Here is a 20155-nt window from a genome sequence, read left to right as displayed (position 1 = left end):
CCATTATAGGTGAATTCGCAATGTCAAGAGCGCCAGGGGGAATTTCGGTACGGGCGATACGGCGGGAGGGTTGGCGGCATGGCCGCCAACCCTCCCGCGAAGCGACAAACAAAAACGGCGGGCCGCAGCCCGCCGTGTATCAGTCTTGCGGCAGCAGCGAATCGACCCCGTAGAGGATTGCGAGCTTGTGGACGTTGTCCGGCATGTTGATGAAGCGCAGGCGCTGGCCGGCTGCCTGCGCGCGGCGCTGCCAGGCCAGCAGCATCGCCACGCCCGAGGAATCGGCGGCCTGGATGCCGGCCAGGTCGAACACGGTCTCGCCGGCCTGGATCGCCTGCGCGCCCTGCTCCAGCGCCGCGCGCGCGGTCTGGAAGGTCAGTGCCTCGAGCGTGAGCATCGCGTTCGCCTCGGCCATTATTTCGGCGCCTTCAGCGGCTTGGACGCCAGCTGCGCGTTGCGATCGGCCAGGGTCTTGATCAGGCCGTCGATGCCGCCCTTGTTGATCTGGCTGGTGAAGGTGCTCTTGTAGGTCTCGACCAGCCAGGCGCCCATCACGTTCAGGTCATAGATCTTCCAGCCCTGCGCGCCCTTGGCGACGCGGTAGTTCAGGGTGATCGGCTCGCCGCGGGCGACGTTCACCTGCGAACGCACTTCGACGTCGGTGGCGCCGGCTTCCGCGCGCAGCGGCTTGAATTCGACGGTCTGGTTATCCACCTGCGACAGTGCGCCGGCATAGGTGTAGACCAGCAAGGTGCGGAACTCTTCCGACAGGCGCTTTTGCTGTTCCGGGGTGGCCTGGCGCCAGAAGCGGCCGGCCGCCTGCATGGTCATTTTTTCGGAATCGACGTGCGGCAGGATCTTGGTGTTCACCAGGCCCATGATCTTGTTGCGGTTGCCGGCCTGGATTTCCTTGTCGGCCTTGACCGAATCGAGGATCTCGGTGCTGATGCGCTTGACGAAGACGTCCGGCGCTTCGGCGCTGGCGGGAGCGGCGGCAAGCGCGCTGGTGGCGAAGGCGACGCTGGCGGTCGCGGTGGCGATGAACTGGATGAATGGCTTCATGTATGGCTTTCCTTATCGATGGGGCCCGCCGTGCTCAGCCGGGGGGCTTTCCCTGTTAACTCTTTCTGGCGCCATCGGATGACACCAGTGTGTAAGGACTTGTTACTTCGTCGGCGTCTCGCTGGCCTTGCCCGCCGGATCGGCAGCCGGCTCGGCATTGCTGGTCGCCGCGTCGGCCGCAGCCGGCGCCTCGGCCGCATTCGACGCCTCGGCCTCGTCCGCTTGACGCGGCACATTGCCGTCGTAGACCTGGCTCTGGCGGCGCTGCATGTAGCCGTCGCGGATGAACTCGTAGCGGTCCAGGGCGGCGTCTTCCAGCAGGCTGGTGGCGTCGAGCAGGCTGGCGCGCTTGTCGACCACGCGCACGGCGGCACCGATGTTGCGCCAGTTGGCCGGTTCCTTGTACTTCCAGATATCGCCGCCGAAATCGGCCGGCAGGGCGGCGGTGTCACGCACCGTAGATGGGCCCAGCAGCGGCAACATCAAGTAGGGACCGCTCGGCACGCCCCACACGCCCAGGGTCTGGCCGAAATCCTCGTTATGCTTCGGAATGCCGGCTTCGGAGGCGATATCGAGCAGGCCCAGGATGCCGAAGGTCGAATTGACGGCGAAGCGGGTGACGTCGCCCATGCCGGCCTCGCCCTTACCTTGCAGCAAGTTGTTCACGGCGCTCCAGGCGTCCGACAAGTTGCCGAAGAAATTGCCCACGCCGGTCTGCACGAAGCTCGGCGTGACGTTCTTGTAGGCGGTGGCGGTCGGCTTGAGCACGGTGCGGTCGACCGCATCGTTGAAACTGAACACGGCGCGGTTATAGCCTTCGAGCGGGTCCTGCGGATTGGTCGCGGTCGAGGCGCAGCCGGAGAGCACCAGGGCTGCCGCGACGGCGGCAAACACGGGAGCGCGGCGGGCGGTACGGGAAACGTGGGTCATTCGCTACCTTCCTTTCCTTCAGCGGCCTTGCTATAGATGAATTGGTTGATCAGGTCTTCCAGCACCGCAGCCGACTGGGTGCGGTTGATGCGGTCGCCGTCGACCAGGTTCTGGGTATCGCCACCCGGCTCGATGCCGATGTACTGCTCGCCCAGCAGGCCGGCGGTCAGGATCTTCAGCGAGCTGTCCTTCGGGAATTTATAGGAAGGCTCGAGATCGAGGCGCACCAGGGCCTGGTAAGTCTTGTCGTCGAAGCTGATTTCGCCCACGCGGCCGACCACCACGCCCGCGCTCTTGACCGGCGCCTGCGGCTTGAGGCCGCCGATGTTGTCGAACTTGCCGGTCACGGCATAGGTCTTGCTGAACGAAATCGTGCTCATGTTGCCTGCCTTCAGGGCCAGGAACAGCAGCGAGGCCAGGCCAAGGAGAACGAACAGGCCGACCCAGACGTCGATAGTTTTGCGATGCATGTGAATACCTTACGAACCTAAGTTGTGAATTCTTTACTTGTTGAACATCAGGGCGGTCATGATGAAGTCCAGCCCCCAGACCATCAGCGATGCGATCACGACGGTGCGCGTGGTGGCGCGCGAGACGTCTTCCGGCGTCGGCTGGGCCTGGTAGCCCTGGAACAAGGCCGTAAAGGTCACTGCCACGCCAAAGATAAAGCTCTTCAGCACACCGTTCAGTACGTCAGCTCGCACATCGACGCCGGATTGCATCTGCGACCAGAACGCGCCTTCGTCCACGCCGATCAGCTGCACGCCGACCAGGTAGCCGCCCAGCACGCCCACCGCCGAGAACACCGCGGCCAGCACCGGCATGGCGATCACGCCGGCCCAGAAGCGCGGCGCCAGCACGCGCTGCACCGGGTTGATCGCCATCATTTCCATGGCGGAAAGTTGCTCACCCGCCTTCATCAGGCCGATCTGGGCCGTGAGCGAAGTGCCGGCACGGCCGGCGAACAGCAGGGCCGTCACCACCGGTCCCAGTTCGCGGGTCAGCGCCAGCGCCACCACCTGGCCCAGCTTCTGCTCGGCGCCGTACTGGTTCAGGGTGTAGTAGCCCTGCAGGCCCAGCACCATGCCGACGAACAGGCCGGACACGACGATCAGCACCAGCGAATAGTTGCCGATGAAGTGGACTTGCTCCGAGATCAGGGCCGGGCGGCGGAAGGCGCCCGGCGACACGCCCAGCAAATTGAAGAAGGCGCGGGTGGCGAAGCCCAGACTGGCGATGGCTTCGCGCACCGTGCGGCCGATGGTTCCCAGGAGACGGGCGATCATTTGCGCGCTCCCAGGCCCAGGTCGTCGGCCAGCGACTTGCCCGGGTAGTGGAAGGGCACGGGGCCGTCCGGCGCCGCGTTGACGAACTGCTTCACGTACGGGTCTTCCGAGACGCGCAGCTCGGCCGGCGTGCCTTCGGCCACGATCTTGCCAGCCGACATGAAGTACACATAGTCGGCAATGGCGAAGCATTCGTGCACGTCGTGCGAGACCAGGATCGAGGTCGAACCGAGGGCGTCGTTCAGGTTGCGGATCAGGTTGGCGGTCACGCCCATCGAGATCGGATCGAGGCCGGCGAAGGGCTCGTCGTACATGATCAGCTCGGGATCGAGCGCCACGGCGCGCGCCACCGCGACGCGGCGCGCCATGCCGCCCGAGATCTCGGCCGGTTTCAGCTTGTGCGCATTGCGCAGGCCGACGGCGTTCAGCTTCATCAGGACCAGGTCGCGGATCAGTTCCGGCGGCAGGTCGGTATGCTCGCGCAGCGGGAAGGCCACGTTGTCGAACACCGACAGGTCGGTAAACAGGGCGCCGAACTGGAACAGCATGCCCATGCGGCGGCGCAGGCGGTACAGGCCGTCGTTGTCGAGCTGGTGCACGACTTCGCCGCCGACACGGACCTCGCCGCGCTGGGGGCGGATCTGGCCGCCGATCAGGCGCAGCACGGTGGTCTTGCCGCAGCCCGAGCCGCCCATGACGGCAACGAGCTTACCGCGTGGGAAGTCCATGCGGAGGTTCGACAGGATGGAACGCTCTCCGTACGCAAAGTGCAGATCGCGGATTTCGACTAGGTTCGACACAGCGTTATGAAATTTTTGGGAATCCGGTATTGTAGTGCAGAAAGGGCAATCCCTGCTGGCAGCACCCCGGATCCTGGTGGCGCATCGACGTGCAATTACAACACAAATAACCCACGAGTCATTAATTTTCTCTCGTAAGTAATTGTTTTTGAAGACATATGTATGTCTATTAATATTGCAGTTTGTTGAATAATATCAACAAGTGCCCATAAGAAACTACCCTCACGGGTGGTGGGAATGACTGACCAAAGGGTCAGAGACGGCGCGGCATGCTGCACAGCAGCAAAGCAAATTTGCATAAAAAAAAGGCGGCCGCGAGGCCGCCCAAGACGCAAAAACAAACAGCTCAGCGCGGCAAGACCGAGCTGCCCATCAGGTATTCATCGACCGCGCGTGCGCACTGGCGGCCTTCGCGGATCGCCCACACCACCAGCGACTGGCCGCGGCGCATGTCGCCGGCGGCGAAGATCTTCGGCGACGAGGTCTGGTAGCAGCCGTCGCCGTCGGTGGTGGCGCGCGCATTGCCGCGGGCGTCCTTCTGCACACCGAAGGCGTCCAGCACCTGCTGCACCGGCGAGACGAAGCCCATGGCCAGGAACACCAGGTCGGCCTTCATCTCGAATTCCGAATCCGGCACTTCGACCATCTTGCCGTCCTTCCATTCGACGCGGCAGGCGACCAGCTTCTCGACCTTGCCGCCCTTGCCTTCGAGGCGCTTGGTGGCCACCGCCCAGTCGCGCTGGCAGCCTTCCTCGTGCGAGGACGAGGTGCGCAGGCGGGTCGGCCAATAGGGCCAGACGAGGGGCTTGTTTTCCTGCTCCGGCGGCATGGGCATCAGCTCGAACTGGGTGACCGAGGCCGCGCCGTGGCGGTTCGAGGTGCCGACGCAGTCGGAACCGGTATCGCCGCCGCCGATCACGATCACGTGCTTGCCCGTGGCCTTGATCTGGTCCTTCAGCTTGTCGCCCGCGTTGACGCGGTTCTGCTGCGGCAGGAATTCCATCGCAAAGTGCACGCCCTTGAGCTGGCGGCCCGGGACCGGCAGGTCGCGCGGCTGTTCCGCGCCGCCGGCCAGGACCACGGCGTCGAAGTCCTTCTCCAGGTCTTCCGGGAAGATGGTGTCACGCGCCATGTTGCTGACGGTGGCCGGGAAATCCTTGCCGATCAGGACGCTGGTGCGGAACTGCACTCCCTCCTCGCGCATTTGTTCAATCCTGCGGTCGATCAGGTCCTTCTCCATCTTGAAGTCGGGGATCCCGTAGCGCAGCAGGCCGCCCAGGCGGTCGCTTTTCTCGAACACGGTCACGTCGTGGCCGGCGCGCGCCAGCTGCTGGGCCGCGGCCAGGCCGGCGGGGCCGGAGCCGACCACGGCGACCTTCCTGCCGGTCTTGATTGCCGGGGGCTGGGGCACGATCCAGCCGTGCTCCCAGCCGCTGTCGGCGATCTTGCGCTCGATCGACTTGATGCCGACCGGCTCGTTGTTGATGCCCAGGGTACAGGCGGCTTCACAGGGCGCCGGGCAGATGCGGCCGGTCACTTCGGGGAAGTTGTTGGTCGAGTGGAGGTTCTCGACGGCCTGGCGGTAGTTGCCGTGATAAATCAGGTCGTTCCAGTCCGGGATCATGTTGTTGACCGGGCAGCCCGTGTTGCAGAAGGGGATGCCGCAATCCATGCAGCGCGCGCCCTGCACCTTGGCCTGGCCGTCGGTCAGGGTGACGACGAATTCCTTGTAGTTCTTGACGCGATCGGTCGGCTCGAGGTGGCCCTCTTCCTGCCGTTCGAATTCCATGAAGCCGGTAATTTTGCCCACGTTGTTTTCCTCTATATATTCAGCTGTAGCGTCAACCAACACCACCCGTCATCCCCGCGATGGCGGGGATGACGTTGTTGAAGTGTGGTGGTTAAGCAGCCATCTCGATCTTGTCGTTCGCCTCTTCCATGCTCGAGTTGTGCATTTCCTCGAGCGCCCGCTTGTAGTCGGTCGGGAAGACCTTGACGAACTTGGTGCGGCTGTTGGCCCAGTCGTCGAGCAGGTTGCGCGCGCGGGTGGAACCCGTGTGCTTGAAGTGGCGTTCGATCAGGCGGCGCAGGATGGTTTCGTCCGATTCGCGCTCGCCGTCGCGGGTCTGGCTGTGCCAGCCCGCCTTGTCGGCTTGCTGCTTGGACGGCAGCACCGGCTCCAGGTTCACCATCGCGGTATTGCACTTGCCCTCGAACTCGCCTTTCGGATCGTAGACAAAGGCCACGCCGCCCGACATGCCCGCCGCAAAGTTGCGGCCGGTCTCGCCCAGCACCACCACGGTACCGCCGGTCATGTATTCGCAGCCGTGGTCGCCGCAGCCTTCCACCACGGCGGTGGCGCCCGAGTTACGCACCGCGAAGCGCTCGCCGGCCACGCCGTTAAAGAAGGCTTCACCGGCAATCGCGCCGTACATCACGGTATTGCCGACGATGATGTTGTCCACCGCCCAGCCGCGGAACTCGGTGTTCGGACGCACGATGATGCGGCCGCCCGACAGGCCCTTGCCCACGTAGTCGTTGCCTTCGCCGACCAGGTCCATGGTGATGCCGGCCGCCAGAAAGGCCGCGGCCGACTGGCCCGCGGTGCCCTGCAGCTGGATGTGGATGGTGTCGTCCGGCAGGCCGGCATGGCCGTAGCGCTTGGCCACTTCGCCCGACAGCATGGCGCCGACGGTGCGGTTGACGTTCTTGACCGGCGAGATGAAGGAGACGCGCTCGCCCTTCTCCAGCGCCGCCTTGGCCTGGGCGATCAGCTTGTGGTCCAGGGCCTTGTCCAGGCCGTGGTCCTGCTCGCCGGTGTGGAAGAGCTGGGTGCGCGAATCGGTCTTCGGCTGGTAGAAGATGTTCGAGAAGTCCAGGCCCTGCGCCTTCCAGTGGCCGATGGCTTTCGACTTGTCCAGCAGGTCGGCCCGGCCGATCAGTTCGTCGTAGGTGCGGATGCCCAGTTGCGCCATCAGCTGGCGCGCTTCTTCGGCGACGAAGAAGAAGTAGTTCACCACGTGTTCCGGCTTGCCCTGGAACTTGGCGCGCAGGACCGGGTCTTGCGTCGCCACGCCCACCGGGCAGGTGTTCAGGTGGCACTTGCGCATCATGATGCAGCCTTCCACCACCAGCGGCGCGGTGGCGAAACCGACTTCGTCGGCGCCCAGCATGGCGGCGATCACGACGTCGCGGCCGGTGCGCATCTGGCCATCTGCTTGAACCCGAATTCGGCTGCGCAGTCCGTTCAGCACCAAAGTCTGCTGGGTCTCTGCGAGACCCAGCTCCCATGGGGTGCCGGCATGCTTGACCGAGGACAGCGGCGAAGCGCCGGTGCCGCCGTCATGGCCCGCCACCACCAGGTGGTCGGCCTTGGCTTTCGAGACGCCCGCGGCCACCGTGCCGATGCCGACTTCCGACACCAGCTTGACCGAGATCGATGCGCGCGGGTTGGCGTTCTTGAGGTCGTGGATCAGCTGCGCCAGGTCTTCGATCGAGTAGATGTCGTGGTGCGGCGGCGGCGAGATCAGGCCCACGCCCGGCACCGAGAAGCGCAAGGATGCGATGTACTCGGACACTTTATGGCCCGGCAGCTGGCCGCCTTCGCCCGGCTTGGCGCCCTGCGCCATCTTGATCTGGATCTGGTCGGCCGAGTTCAGGTACTCGGCGGTGACGCCGAAGCGGCCCGAGGCGACCTGCTTGATCTTGGAGCGCAGCGAGTCGCCCTCTTCCAGCGGGATGTCGGCCACGACACGGTCCGAACCCAGGATCGAGGCCAGGGTCTCGCCCTTGCTGATCTTGATGCCCTTGAACTCGTTCATGTAGCGCGCCGGATCCTCGCCGCCTTCGCCGGTATTGCTCTTGCCGCCGATGCGGTTCATCGCGATCGCGAGCGTCGCGTGGGCTTCGGTCGAGATCGAGCCGAGCGACATGGCACCGGTGGCGAAGCGCTTGACGATGTCCTTGGCCGGCTCCACTTCCTCGAGCGGGATCGCCTTGCTCGGGTCGATCTTGAACTCGAACAGGCCGCGCAGGGTCAGGTGGCGGCGCGTCTGGTCGTTGATCAGCTGCGCGTATTCCTTATAGGTGCTGAAGCTGTTCGAGCGGGTCGAGTGCTGCAGCTTGGCGATCGCGTCCGGGGTCCACAGGTGGTCCTCGCCGCGCACGCGGTAGGCGTATTCGCCGCCCACGTCCAGCGCATTGGCCAGCACCGGGTCGTTGCCGAAGGCCAGGGCATGCAGGCGCAGCGCTTCCTCGGCCACTTCGAACAGGCCGATGCCTTCCACGGTCGACGAGGTGCCCTTGAAGTACTTGTCGACCAGCGACTTGTTCAGGCCGATCGCTTCGAAGATCTGGGCGCCGCAGTAGGACATGTAGGTGGAGATGCCCATCTTGGACATCACCTTCATCAGGCCCTTGCCGGTCGCCTTGATGTAGTTGTAGATGGCGGTGTCCGCCGACATCTCGTGCGGCAGGCCATGCGCCAGGTCGGCCAGGGTTTCCAGGGCCAGGTAGGGGTGCACGGCTTCGGCGCCGTAGCCGGCCAGCAGGGCGAAGTGGTGGGTTTCGCGGGCCGAGCCGGTTTCGACGACCAGGCCGGTGGAGGCGCGCAGGCCGCGGCCCACCAGGTGCTGGTGGATGCTGGAAGTGGCCAGCAGCGCAGGGATCGCGACCATGTCCGGCGACAGGCGGCGGTCCGAGACGATCAGGATGTTATGGCCCGACTTGACCGCGTCGACGGCTTCGGCGCACAGCGAGGCGATCGAGGCCTCGATGCCTTCCTTGCCCCAGGCAATCGGGTAGCAGATGTTCAGCTCATACGACTTGAACTTGCCGCCGGTGTGCTGGCTGATGTGGCGCAGGCGCGCCATGTCGTCGAAGTTCAGGATCGGCTGCGACACCTCGAGGCGCATCGGCGGGTTGACGTTGTTGGTGTCCAGCAGGTTCGGCTTGGGACCGATGAAGGAGACCAGCGACATCACCATGCTTTCGCGGATCGGGTCGATCGGCGGGTTGGTGACCTGGGCGAACAGCTGCTTGAAGTAGTTGTACAGCGGCTTGAGCTTGTTCGAGGTGACCGCCAGGGGCGAATCGTTGCCCATCGAACCCGTGGCTTCCTCGGCCAGCACGGCCATCGGCGCCATCAGGAATTTCAGGTCTTCCTGGGTATAGCCGAAGGCCTGCTGGCGGTCCAGCAGGGTGAGCGCGGGCTTCTCGCCCTGGGCGGCGCCGTCCTTGGCGCGGTGCAGGGCCAGCTGCGATTCGGACAGCTTGATCTCGTTGAGCTTGATGCGCACCGACTTGATCCAGGCTTTATAGGGCTTGGCGTTGGAGTAGGTGTCCTTCAGCTCCTTGTCGTCGATGATGCGGCCGGCTTCGAGGTCGATCAGGAACATCTTGCCCGGCTGGAGGCGCCATTTCTTGACGATGCGCGATTCGGGGATCGGCAGCACGCCGGATTCGGAAGCCATGACCACCAGGTCGTCCTCGGTGACGACATAGCGCGCCGGGCGCAGGCCGTTGCGGTCCAGGGTGCCGCCGATGTGGCGGCCGTCGGTGAAGGCCATGGCGGCCGGGCCGTCCCAGGGTTCCATCATCGCGGCGTGGTATTCGTAGAAGGCGCGGCGGTTATCGTCCATCGACGTATGGTTTTCCCAGGCTTCCGGGATCATCATCATCATCGCCTGGGCGACCGGATAGCCGGCCATCACCAGCAGTTCGAGCGCGTTGTCGAAGCAGGCGGTGTCGGACTGGCCTTCGTAGATCAGCGGGAACAGCTTGTTCAGGTCCTCGCCCAGCACGGCCGACTTGAGCATGCCTTCGCGGGCGCGGGTCCAGTTGAAGTTGCCCTTTACGGTGTTGATCTCGCCGTTGTGCGCGATCAGGCGGTAGGGGTGGGCCAGCGGCCATTCCGGGAAGGTATTGGTGGAGAAGCGCTGGTGCACCAGGGCCAGGGCCGAGATACAGCGCGGGTCCTGCAGGTCCTTGTAATAGACGCCGACCTGGTCGGCCAGCAGCAGGCCCTTGTACACGATGGTGCGCGCCGACATCGAGGGCACGAAGAATTCCTTGCCGTGCAGGAGCTTGAGCGCCTGGATCGCGTGACCGGAAGACTTGCGGATCACGTAGAGCTTACGTTCCAGCGCGTCGGTGACCATGATGTCCGGGCCGCGGCCGATGAAGATCTGGCGGATCACCGGCTCCTTGGCCTTGACGAAGGGCGACATCGGCATGGTCTCGTCGACCGGCACGTTGCGCCAGCCCAGCACGACCTGGCCTTCGATGCGCACCGCGCGCTCGATCTCCTGTTCACAGGCGATGCGCGAGGCGTGTTCCTTCGGCAGGAAGACCATGCCCACGCCATATTCGCCCGGCGGCGGCAGTTCCACGCCCTGCTTGGCCATCTCGTCGCGGTAGTACTGGTCCGGAATCTGGATCAGGATGCCCGCGCCGTCGCCCATCAGGGCATCGGCGCCGACGGCACCCCGGTGGTCCAGGTTCTTCAGGATCAGCAAGCCTTGCTCGATGATCGAATGGCTCTTGTTGCCCTTGATATGGGCGATGAAACCGACGCCGCAAGCGTCGTGTTCATTGGCGGGATCGTACAAACCTTGGGCAATCATGGGGCTTTCTCCACAGCTTTGGTAGGGGTATTTAAATCGAGAATAGTGCAATGCAGCAGAATCGGCAACAACAATAATTAGGGTCAGAGTCGAATTGTTTGACAACTTTTTGATAAACGAATTAATTGGGGACAGAGTGAATGGAAAGCGCGGAGGATCTGGCTTTCATGCTGCAAGCGCTTGATTTAAAATGGAAAAATAAGAAGAAAACGGCACGGATAACCGTGCCGTCAGGAGGGGAATGTGCTGCTCAGGGCTGCGGAAGAGGCGGAATCGGCTCGCGGAAAGGGCGTCCGCGCTTGGCCGGCAGGATCTGGCGCCTGGTTTTGCGCTCGAGCTCGGCCTTGAAGGTGTCCGAACCCAGCGGCGCGTTCTTCATGACCGAGGTGGTGACGAAATCGACCTCTTGCTGGGACATGCCCTGCTCCACCAGCGCCATGTAGGCCGCCTCGCGCTGGAAGGGCGTATTGCCCAGCCCCCAGTAGAGCGAATGCTCGGTGACGATGCTGTCAGGACGCAGGCCGGCATGGTGGATATAGCTGGACCAGGGGTAGTCGGCGGGGGCGTTCACCAGTTGGGCGCGTACCGGATTGAGCTCGATGTAGCGGCTGCACACCAGGAAATAGCGTTCGGTATCGATCAGCGAGGTACGGAAGCGTCCTTCGAACAGGCTGCCGGTGCGCTCGTACTTGTTGTTGAACCAGGGGACATAGAAGCGGCCGACCTTTTGCATCATCTGGGCCAGGCCGGTATCGTTCGAGGGCGTGGCGAGCAGGTGCAGGTGGTTCGGCATCAGCACATAGGCATGGATCGCCACCTCGTAGAAGCGGGCGGTCTCCTTCAGCCAGGCCAGGAAACGCTGGTAGTCCGCCTCTTCGCGGAAAATGGGCTGGCGGTTATTGCCACGCTGGATGACGTGATAGGGCTGGTTTGGAACGATGAGTCGGGGAAGGCGTGCCATGGCATCTGCTCAAACGATGAGCAGGCATTTTACCTGAGAAATCGACTCTGTCCCTTATTAATCGCAAGCCACTGCTGAAAACCGTGGACTCTGTCCCCATTTATTACGAACCAAGGCCAAAAATCAATTGACTCTGTCCCTATTTAGGGCAAATCCTGGCCTGAGGTTCAGATCGCTGGGGATATTGGCCAATAAATCGACTCTGACCCTCATTATCCGGGTGGATATTGGCCAATAATTCTACTCTGACCCTCATTGTAAGAAAGGGGACCATCGGGTCCCCTTGCGGATCAGGCCAGCGTGAAGCCGGCGGAGAGGCTGTAGCCTTCGCCGTAGGCGCTGCGCAGCGGCAGGTCCTGGCCGAGGCCGGAACGCGCCTTCTTGCGCAGGCGGTAGACCAGCATGTCCACCCGCCGGCTGGCGTCCGGATCCTCGCCCCCCATGCCGGCCACGATCACGTGGCGCGGGACGGGACGGGTATTGATCGTCAGCAGGTGCAGGAAATTGCACTCTTTTTCGGTCAGGTCGATCACCTTGCCCATCAGCTCGAGCTGGCGCGCGCTCACGCGCAGGGTCCATTTGCTCGGGGTCGGCGCAGGGTCCTGAGGACGCACGCGGCGGTCCAGGGCTTCGATGTGGGCGGCCAGTTCCGGGAACTTGATCGGCTTGGTCAGATAATGGTCGGCGCCCAGGCGCAGGCCGAGGATGCGGTTGTCGAAGGCCACGCGGCCGGTCAGGACCAGCAGCCCGATTTCCGGGTACAGCTGGCGCATGCGGGGGATCACGTTGAAGCCGTCCTCGTCCGGCAGGCCGAGGTCGAGCACCACCACGGCGGCCGGGGTGCGCGTCAGGGCGGCCCACATCTCGCTGGCGGTCCTGGCGATCGTGACCTCATGGTCGAGCTCCCGCAGGAACTCGGCCATGTCGTCGGCGTACTCGCCATTGTCTTCAACAATCAATATCTGCGTCATGGGTTGGCCATGTTATTCGTATCTTGCCTTGCGTCCAGATCCGGAGCGCGGGACCGATTATCACTGCTGGAACTCCCTGAGGCAAGCTGTTGTTGCCCTGAATCCTCACTCGACGGCAGCCAGAGACGGAATTCAGTGGCTTTCTCGCCCTCCCTGGCCGGCGCCAGCAGCACACTGCCGCCATGGACGTCGAGGATGGAGCGCGCCATATATAAGCCGAGGCCGCTGCCCGGCAGGTCCGCCGCATTGCTGCCGCGATAGCCCTTGTCGAAAATGAAGGCGGCGTCCTCGGGCGGAATACCACCGCCCTCGTCGCGCACGGCGATCTCGACGCCGCCTGCGGCGGGACGCACCGCCAGCGCCACCGGCGTGCCCGGCGGCGAGAAGGCCAGCGCATTGTCGACCAGGACCTTCAGCGCCAGCCGCAGGCCGGCCGGCTCGCCGCGCAGCTGGAAGGCGTGGGCGCCGGTGTCGACGCGCGCTTCGCGGCCGGCGGCGCGCACCTGGGCGGCCGCGGCCTCGACCAGCTCGTTGACCGCCATCGTGTTGGCCTGGCGCGCCTTGCCGAGGGCCGCCATGCGGTCCGGCGACAGGTATTCATCCAGCATCCCGATCAGGCGGTCGACGGCGGCGCCGATCTTGCGGTAGCGCTGGCGCGTGGGCTCGTCGGCGTTGACCGCCGTGGCTTCCAGGCGCTGGATGGCGCCGTCGATGGTGGCCAGCGGCGTGCGGAATTCGTGGTTGAGCATGCTGGCGAAGCGCTTCTGCTCGGCCTGCTGGGCGCGGCGCGGCGACAGGTCGCGCAGCAGGCCGACCAGGGTCGCCGGCGTTTCGGTGGGGACGATGCTCAGGACTTCCAGCGGCAGCGGACGGCCGCCGGCGTCTGGAACGTCGAGCTCGGTCGAGCGCCGTTCGCCGGGTGCGGCGCCCGCCACTTCGCGCAGGCAGGCCGCCAGCACCGCCAGCGGACCGCCGGCGCCAGGGGCCGCCAGCGACTCGCGCAGCGCGTCCGCGTCGTGGCCGAGCAGCGTGGTGAACGCGGGGCTGAGATAGCGCAGCTGGAAGCCGGGCAGCGCGATGCTGAATGCGATGTCGCCGCCCAGTTCGGCCATGGTGCGGAACTGTCCGGCCGACACCCCGACGTCGGGCTGTGCTGCGGCGTCGGTGGTGTCATGGGTGAAATTCATCAAGGCTTTCGGTTCGAGGCGTTGAACATGCTTGCGTGCCAGTATATCGTCCGCATTCATTATTTGCACGGCAACACCTGTCGAAGAATATTCGACGCGCAGATTCTGCGAACAAATGCGCCACGGAGCGGGGACTTGCGCGATAATTCGCCCACTATGAACGATACCGCAACCCTCCCCCCACTCCCAGACCGGCTCTCGATCGACCCGAGCAGCCCTTTCCACAACCCGGACGTGTTCCAGCGCGAGATCGGCATCCGCTTCAACGACAAGGATCGCCATGATGTCGAGGAATACTGCCTCAGCGAAGGCTGGATCAAGGTCGCTGCCGGCAAGACGCTCGATCGCAAGGGCAAGCCGATGCTGATCAAGCTCAAGGGCAAGGTCGAGGCTTTTTACAAGTAACTACTTCTCTCTACATACCAAAGGCTGCTTCGGCGGCCTTTTTTATTGTTGGTGGTGTGCCGGCAAACTTGGGTTCCCGCCTTCGCGGGAACCTAAGTTTTTTCGCAGACCACAACATCGAACAAAAGAATGGCGGACCCAAAGCCCGCCATTCTTTTGTCTTCGTCCGCCTACTGCTCGTCCAGCGGCGCAAAGATCGCCTGCAGGTCCTCCTGCGTCAGCGCCATCTTCTGCGATTCGCCTTCCGCCAGGATCGACGCCGCCAGCTCCGACTTCTTCTGCTGCAGCTGCTGGATCTTTTCTTCCAGCGTGCCCTTGGCGATCAATTTATAGACAAACACCGGCTTGTCCTGCCCGATGCGCCAGGCGCGGTCGGTGGCCTGGTTCTCGGCTGCCGGGTTCCACCACGGGTCGTAGTGGATCACGGTGTCGGCCGCGGTCAGGTTCAGGCCCACGCCGCCGGCCTTCAGGCTGATCAGGAAGATCGGCACGGCGCCCTGCTGGAAGGCGGCCACCTGGGCCGAGCGGTCGCGCGTTTCGCCGGTGAGGATGGCGTAGGGGATGTCGCGGGCGTCGAGTTCTTCCTCGATCAGGCCGAGCATGCTGGTGAACTGCGAGAACACCAGGATCTTGCGGCCTTCCTGCAGCAGGTCCTCGACCATCTGCATCAGGTCCGTGAGTTTGGCCGACACCGCCGCCGTATTCTTCTTGGCCGGCATCGACTTCACCAGGCGCGGGTCGCAGCAGACCTGGCGCAGCTTGAGCAGCGCTTCGAGGATGACGATCTGGCTGCGCGCCACGCCCTTGCGGTCGATCTCCTCGCGCACCTTCTTGTCCATCGCCAGGCGCACCGTCTCGTACAGGTCGCGCTGGGGGCCGGACAGTTCGATACGGCGCACCATCTCGGTCTTCTGGGGCAGTTCCTTGGCCACGTTGTCCTTGGTCCGGCGCAGCAGGAAGGGACGGATGCGGCGGTTCAGGAGCATGCGGCGCACCGGATCGTCCTGGCGCTCGATCGGGTGGCGGAACTGGGTATTGAAGCCCTTCTCGTCGCCCAGCAGGCCGGGCAGCAAGAAGTGGAACTGCGACCACAGCTCGCCCAGGTGGTTCTCGAGCGGGGTGCCCGACAGGCAGAGACGGTGGCGGGCGTTGAGCGAACCGGCCGTCTGCGCCGCCTTGGAGCGGGTGTTCTTGATGTAGTGCGATTCGTCCAGGATCACCAGGTGATAGTGGTGCTCGCGCAGCTGTTCCTCGTCGCGCGGCAGCAGCGCGTAGGTGGTCAGCACGATGTCGGCCTTGTCGATCTGGTCGAACAGGTCGACCCGTTCCTTGCCCTGCAGGAGCAGCACCTTGAGGCTGGGCGCGAAGCGCGCGGCTTCGTCCTGCCAGTTGCCCATCAGGCTGGTCGGCGCGATCACCAGGGCCGGGCTGGTCAGGCGGCCGGCTTCCTTCTCGGTGAGGATGTGGGCCAGGGTCTGGACGGTTTTACCGAGACCCATGTCGTCGGCCAGGATGCCGCCCAGGTCGTACTCGCGCAGGAACTGCATCCAGGACAAGCCGTCGAGCTGGTAGTCGCGCAGGGTGGCCTGCAGGCCTTTCGGCGCCTGCACCTTTTTGACGGAGCCGAACTGGCTCAGCTTGCGGCCGGTCTCGCGCAGCTGCTCGCCGCCGGTCCAGCGCAGCTCGAGGCCGCGCGCCAGTTCTTCCAGGCGCGCCGCGTCGAGCGTCGACAGGCGCACGCGCTGCTTGATCTTGTCGTTGAAATACAGCTCGCCCAGGGTGGCCAGGATGGGCTTGAGGCGGCCCCAGGGCAGCGCCACGCGCACGCCTTCCGGCAGCACGGCCAGCATCTGGTCGGCTTCGGCATGCGCGGCCAGCACGGCCGGGTCGAAGTCGGCCGGCGCGCTGCGGATCAGCTGCACCAGCACCGGCAGCAGCGGCACGCGCTTGCGGTTGACCACGATCCCCAGTTCCAGTTCGAACCAGGCATTGCCCGCTTCCTCGGGCTCGTCGATGTCGGCATACCAGTCTTCGACCGGCACCACGTCGTAGCGGTACTTGGCGGACTTCTGCACGTGCCAGCCGGCGTCGGACAGCGCATCCAGGTCGGTCTCGGCGAAGCGCAGCCAGTGCGCCTGGCTTTCGAGCTGGATCGCGCCGGCCATGGCGTTGAAGGGTGCGGTGGCCGGCTTGCGGAAGCCCAGTTCGTTCAATTTCGCGAGCGCGGCGCTTTCGGCCTTGGGATCGCGTTCGATGATCTCGGTGAGGTCGCCGATCTGGCGCACCACGCGCTGCGAGGGGTCGAAGGACACGCGCTGGCCGTCGTAGTCGTAGGCCAGCACGGCGAAATCGATCCAGCGCGCCACGCCGCCGTCGGCCAGCTGCACCGAATCGAGCAGCAGGTGGGGGATGGGCTTGACGTCATTGCGCAGGCGCTGGGTGAGCGGCTGCGGCAGCGGCATCAGCTGCTGCAGCCCGTGCGCCAGCAGCAGCTGCGAGACGCGTTTCTTGTCGTTGCCGGTGAGGGCCGGGGCCTGGGCCACCAGCGCCTGCAGTTCGGCCAGCGAGATGTCGATGCCGCCGCGGTTGAGGTCGAGCGCGCCGCAGGACAGGTTGTCGATGTACCACGGCGGGTCGGTCGGCAGCATGTAGTCGATCTGGTCGGCGGCGCTGTGGGTAGCGCCCTTGGCCGGCTCCACCGACCAGCCCAGCTTGGCCACGCGGCCTTCGTCGCGCCAGGCGAGATTCGCCTTGCGCACCGGACCGGCCTGCAGCGGGTAGACCAGGCCGTTGGCCATGTCGGACCACGAGTTCGCCCACAGCAGCTTGCCCTGCTCGAGCAGCATCTGCAGCAGGATGGCGCCGACCTTGCCCTTGGGCTCGGTGGCGCTGGTGCCCTGCGAGGAGCCGCTGCGCATCGCGATGAAGAAGCGCACCAGGTCGACGTCGTCGCCTTCGAGGTAGGCGGGCGGCGCCGACAGCAGCGAGAACACCTCGCTCACCGGGCTGGCCGCGGCCACCTCGCCGTTCGGGCGCAGGCGCGCCTTGCACAGGCAGATGGCGACGTGGCGCCCGCCGCTGGTGGGCGCCATCACATACACGAACTTGTATTGCGCGGCCTTCGGATCCGTGACCTCGGCGGTCAGCTTAGGCTGCGGATGCGCAGCCGCCTCGACCCGTTGCAGCCAGCTCACCACCGGCGCGGGCAGGGCGGGAGCGCGTGCGGGAGCGCGGACCGGTGCTGCATCGCCGGCGTTCTCGCGGGGGTAATCGACTGTGTGCATGGGGTCTCGTTTACTTAACGTGTTGTGCGTAAAACTGTGCGTAACCAAAACGACAATAAAGAACATTATCCGTCATACGGACGCTTCCGTTTTGTTCGGAATCGCACGTAGCGGACAATTCTCATTCATGCGGCATCGGTACGACAGATGCGACGACCGGTGCTGCATGCAGAACCGGTTGTTCTCTCATGTTCGCGAGGCGCTGTCAAGACTGGTGTATCGTTCCGGTTTGCGTATCATTGGCTGCTTGACTTCCTGAATCCCCGGTACCAATGCTGCCCTCCATCGAACAACGCCTCGCCCTCGAACTCTCCGCCCGACCAGCCCAGGTGGCGGCCGCCGTCGCCCTGCTGGACGAAGGCGCCACGGTCCCCTTCATCGCCCGCTACCGCAAGGAGGCGACGGGCGGCCTGGACGACATCCAGCTGCGCCTGCTGGAAGAGCGCCTGCGCTACCTGCGCGAGCTGGAAGACCGGCGCGCCGCGATCATCGCCTCGATCACCGAGCAGAACAAGATGAACCCGGAGCTGCTCGACGCCGTCACCCACGCCGAGGACAAGACCCGCCTCGAGGACCTCTACCTGCCCTACAAGCAGAAGCGCCGCACCAAGGCGCAGATCGCGATCGAGGCCGGCCTGGCGCCGCTGGCCGACAGCCTGCTGGCCGATCCTTCCCTGCACCCCGAGGAAGCCGCCGGCGCCTACCTGCGCGAAGCCTTCACCAATGCCGACGGGGGCGCCAATCCCGGCGTGCCGGACACCAAGGCCGCGCTCGACGGCGCGCGCCAGATCCTGATGGAGCGCTTCGCCGAAGACGCCGGGCTGCTGCAGTCGCTGCGCGAATACGTGCAGGAGCACGGGGTGGTGGAGTCCAAGGTGGTGGCTGGCAAGGAAGACGAGGGCGAGAAGTTCGCCGACTACTTCGATTATTCGGAACCGCTGTCCAGCGTGCCCTCGCACCGCGCCCTTGCCCTGATGCGCGGCCGCCGCGAAGGCGTGCTGGACGTGGTCCTGCGCCTGGATTCGGAACCGGAAAAACCAAAGTGGGACGCGCCGCACAATCCCTGCGAGGGCCGCATCGCCGCGCGCTTCGGCATCAAGGGCGCGGGCCGCCCGGCCGACAAGTGGCTGCTCGACACCGTGCGTTGGACCTGGCGCGTGAAGAGCTTCATGTACATCGAGACCGAACTGATGGGCGCCCTGCGCGAAAAGGCCGAACTGGACGCGATCCAGGTCTTCGCGCGCAACCTGAAGTCGCTCCTGCTGGCGGCGCCGGCCGGCCCGCGCGCCACCATGGGCCTGGACCCGGGCCTGCGCACCGGCGTCAAGGTCGCCGTGGTGGACGCCACCGGCAAGGTGGTCGACACCGCCACCGTCTACCCGCACCAGCCGCGCAACGACTGGGACGGCGCCCTGCACGTACTGGGCCAGCTGGCGGCCAAACATAAGGTGTCCCTGGTATCGATCGGCAACGGCACCGCCTCGCGCGAAACCGACAAGCTGGCCCAGGACCTGATCAAGCAGCATCCGGAGCTCAAGCTCCAGAAGATCGTGGTGTCGGAAGCCGGCGCCTCGGTGTACTCGGCCTCGGAATTCGCCTCGCGCGAACTGCCGGAATTGGACGTGTCGCTGCGCGGCGCGGTGTCGATCGCGCGCCGCCTGCAGGATCCGCTGGCGGAACTGGTGAAGATCGATCCGAAATCCATCGGCGTCGGCCAGTACCAGCACGATGTGTCGCAGACCCAGCTCGCGCGCTCGCTCGACGCGGTGGTCGAGGATTGCGTGAACGCGGTCGGCGTGGACGTGAATACCGCCTCGGCCCCGCTGCTGGCGCGCGTCTCGGGCCTGTCGTCCAGCGTGGCGCAGAGCATCGTCACCTACCGCGACATGAAAGGCGCTTTTGCCTCGCGCGCGGCGCTGAAAGCAGTGCCGCGCCTGGGCGACAAGACCTTCGAGCAGGCGGCCGGCTTCCTGCGCGTGATGGGCGGCGACAACCCGCTCGACGCCTCGGCCGTGCACCCGGAATCCTATCCGGTCGTGGAAAAAATCCTGGCTGACATCAAGCGCGACATGAAGGCGGTGATCGGCGATGCGGCGCTGATCAAGAGCCTGAACCCGGCAAAGTACGCGGACGAGAAGTTCGGCGTGCCGACCGTGACCGACATCCTGAAGGAACTGGAAAAGCCGGGACGCGACCCGCGTCCGGAATTCACCACCGCCACCTTCAAGGAAGGCGTGGAAGAGATCAGCGACCTGCGTCCGGACATGATCCTGGAAGGCGTGGTGACTAACGTGGCGGCTTTCGGCGCGTTTGTGGACATCGGCGTGCACCAGGACGGCCTGGTGCACATCTCGGCGCTGTCGAACACCTTCGTCAAGGACCCGCATACGGTGGTGAAGGCCGGCCAGGTGGTGAAGGTCAAGGTGCTGGAAGTGGACGCCAAGCGCAAGCGCATCGCCCTCACCATGCGCCTGAGCGACAGCGCGCCGCAGGCAGGTGCGCGTCCGGAGCAGCGTGGCGACCGCAACGACGGCAAGCGCCTGGCCCAGCACCAGCAGCGCCAGCAGCGTGAAGGAGGCGGCGGCGCGCCGCCGTCCGGCAATGCGATGGCGGCGGCTTTCGCCAAGCTGCGCAAATAAGGAAGCG

General features: G+C 64.9%; 14 protein-coding genes. 2 read left to right on the top strand and 12 right to left on the bottom strand.

What is annotated here, in order from left to right; translation table 11 throughout:
• Positions 1–139 precede the first annotated feature (139 nt).
• The 11 genes from V7778_RS20705 to V7778_RS20655 form a co-directional block, all read right to left on the bottom strand.
• The gene (locus V7778_RS20705) at positions 140–415 is read right to left on the bottom strand and encodes an STAS domain-containing protein (RefSeq protein ID WP_335558727.1); all 276 of its coding nucleotides are present in this window, start codon (positions 413–415) and stop codon (positions 140–142) included.
• Positions 415–1062, bottom strand: a complete 648-nt coding sequence (locus V7778_RS20700; RefSeq protein ID WP_335558724.1) for an MlaC/ttg2D family ABC transporter substrate-binding protein — start codon at positions 1060–1062, stop codon at positions 415–417. Before V7778_RS20700 ends, V7778_RS20705 begins: the two co-directional genes overlap by 1 nt.
• A gap of 102 nt (positions 1063–1164) precedes the next feature.
• Positions 1165–1992, bottom strand: coding sequence for an MlaA family lipoprotein (locus tag V7778_RS20695; protein WP_335558722.1), 828 nt, complete (start codon positions 1990–1992; stop codon positions 1165–1167).
• Positions 1989–2462 carry an outer membrane lipid asymmetry maintenance protein MlaD gene (gene mlaD, locus V7778_RS20690; protein ID WP_211521610.1) on the bottom strand — a complete coding sequence of 158 codons (474 nt, stop codon included), beginning with the start codon at positions 2460–2462 and terminating at the stop codon, positions 1989–1991. The genes V7778_RS20695 and mlaD overlap by 4 nt, the downstream gene beginning before the upstream one ends.
• Before the next feature lie 33 nt (positions 2463–2495).
• The gene (mlaE, locus tag V7778_RS20685; RefSeq protein ID WP_335558720.1) at positions 2496–3278 is read right to left on the bottom strand and encodes a lipid asymmetry maintenance ABC transporter permease subunit MlaE; all 783 of its coding nucleotides are present in this window, start codon (positions 3276–3278) and stop codon (positions 2496–2498) included.
• A complete protein-coding gene (locus tag V7778_RS20680) occupies positions 3275–4078 on the bottom strand; it encodes an ABC transporter ATP-binding protein (protein ID WP_335558718.1) in 804 nt (267 codons plus the stop codon). Before V7778_RS20680 ends, mlaE begins: the two co-directional genes overlap by 4 nt.
• A gap of 346 nt (positions 4079–4424) precedes the next feature.
• Positions 4425–5888, bottom strand: a complete 1464-nt coding sequence (locus tag V7778_RS20675; protein ID WP_335558716.1) for a glutamate synthase subunit beta — start codon at positions 5886–5888, stop codon at positions 4425–4427.
• 91 nt (positions 5889–5979) lie between these two features.
• The gene (locus V7778_RS20670) at positions 5980–10701 is read right to left on the bottom strand and encodes a glutamate synthase-related protein (RefSeq protein WP_335558713.1); all 4722 of its coding nucleotides are present in this window, start codon (positions 10699–10701) and stop codon (positions 5980–5982) included.
• A 250-nt stretch (positions 10702–10951) separates the two neighbouring features.
• On the bottom strand, positions 10952–11662 hold the full coding sequence (locus tag V7778_RS20665) for a transposase (protein WP_335558710.1): 711 nt from the start codon (positions 11660–11662) through the stop codon (positions 10952–10954).
• Positions 11663–11952: 290 nt separating this feature from the next.
• The gene (locus tag V7778_RS20660) at positions 11953–12633 is read right to left on the bottom strand and encodes a response regulator transcription factor (protein WP_335558707.1); all 681 of its coding nucleotides are present in this window, start codon (positions 12631–12633) and stop codon (positions 11953–11955) included.
• Entirely contained in the window at positions 12630–13820 is a 1191-nt protein-coding gene (locus tag V7778_RS20655) for a sensor histidine kinase (RefSeq protein ID WP_335558705.1), read from the bottom strand. The genes V7778_RS20660 and V7778_RS20655 overlap by 4 nt, the downstream gene beginning before the upstream one ends.
• A gap of 156 nt (positions 13821–13976) precedes the next feature.
• On the opposite strand from V7778_RS20655, the gene V7778_RS20650 reads away from it, so the two are divergent.
• On the top strand, positions 13977–14225 hold the full coding sequence (locus V7778_RS20650; RefSeq protein WP_211522920.1) for a DUF3297 family protein: 249 nt from the start codon (positions 13977–13979) through the stop codon (positions 14223–14225).
• A 170-nt stretch (positions 14226–14395) separates the two neighbouring features.
• Here V7778_RS20650 and V7778_RS20645 read toward each other — a convergent pair whose 3' ends face one another.
• Positions 14396–17509 (bottom strand): DEAD/DEAH box helicase, encoded by a 3114-nt coding sequence (locus V7778_RS20645; protein ID WP_335558702.1) that lies wholly within the window; start codon positions 17507–17509, stop codon positions 14396–14398.
• A gap of 272 nt (positions 17510–17781) precedes the next feature.
• On the opposite strand from V7778_RS20645, the gene V7778_RS20640 reads away from it, so the two are divergent.
• Complete coding sequence (locus tag V7778_RS20640; RefSeq protein ID WP_335558699.1) at positions 17782–20148, top strand: Tex family protein; 2367 nt, start codon at positions 17782–17784, stop codon at positions 20146–20148.
• Positions 20149–20155: the final 7 nt, after the last annotated feature.

It is taken from the genome of Massilia sp. DD77 (assembly GCF_036961685.1).
Taxonomy (GTDB): domain Bacteria; phylum Pseudomonadota; class Gammaproteobacteria; order Burkholderiales; family Burkholderiaceae_D; genus Telluria.
Note: the sequence above shows the minus strand (reverse complement) of the source record. Positions and strands in the feature narration are given on the sequence as shown.